Raw genomic sequence first — 876 nt, forward strand, 5'->3', positions numbered from 1 at the left:
TAGCGGAAAAACATCCGTTAATTGCTGCTCCTTTAACGTTCGTAACGCCTGAACAGGTGCATGAAGCCACCGGCGCCAATATCGGTTCTATCGGTCCGGTCGGCCTGAACATTCCAATGGTTGTTGATCATGCCGCGGCAAACATTGCAGATTTTATCTGTGGTGCCAATGAAGATGAAAAACATCTGACCGGAGTGAACTGGGGCCGCGATTGTCCAGAACCAGAAACAGCAGACTTACGTAATGTAGTAGCAGGTGATCCTAGCCCTGATGGCCAAGGCACGTTGGAAATTGCCCGAGGTATTGAAGTAGGTCATATTTTCCAGCTCGGTGAAAACTACAGCAGCAAACTCAATGCCGTGGTGTTAACCGAAACCGGACAATCTCAGGTCATCACTATGGGTTGTTACGGCATTGGTGTGTCTCGTGTCGTTGCAGCCACTATTGAACAAAACAATGATGAGAATGGCATTATCTGGCCACAAGCGATCGCACCATTTGAAGTGGTATTAGTGCCCGTCAATGCACATAAATCACAACGTGTTCGTGATGAAGCTGAGAAGATCTATCAGCAGTTGCTTGCTGCTGGTGTCGATGTATTACTTGATGATCGTGGTTTGCGTCCGGGTGTCGCTTTTGCAGATATGGAGCTTATCGGCATACCCCATCGCTTGATTTTGGGCGAACGTGGTATGGATAACGGTGTGATTGAATATAAACATCGTGCGTCAGGTGAAGCGGATGAATTCGCTTTGGAGCGTGTGCTTGAAGCAATTCAACAAAAGTTGGCAACAGCATAAACATGACAGTAATTCGCCAACAGGACTTTGTGCAAAGCATTGCTGATGCGTTGCAGTTTATTGCCAATTATCATCC

General features: G+C 47.0%; 1 protein-coding gene. It reads left to right on the plus strand.

Annotated elements, in window-relative coordinates; translation table 11 throughout:
* Positions 1-800, plus strand: an 800-nt coding sequence (locus tag B3182_RS06620) for a His/Gly/Thr/Pro-type tRNA ligase C-terminal domain-containing protein (protein ID WP_292752062.1), incomplete at its 5' end; no start/stop codon positions are given.
* Positions 801-876: the final 76 nt, after the last annotated feature.

Origin of the sequence: Methylophaga sp. UBA4204 (assembly GCF_002379485.1) — a bacterium.
Taxonomy (GTDB): domain Bacteria; phylum Pseudomonadota; class Gammaproteobacteria; order Nitrosococcales; family Methylophagaceae; genus Methylophaga.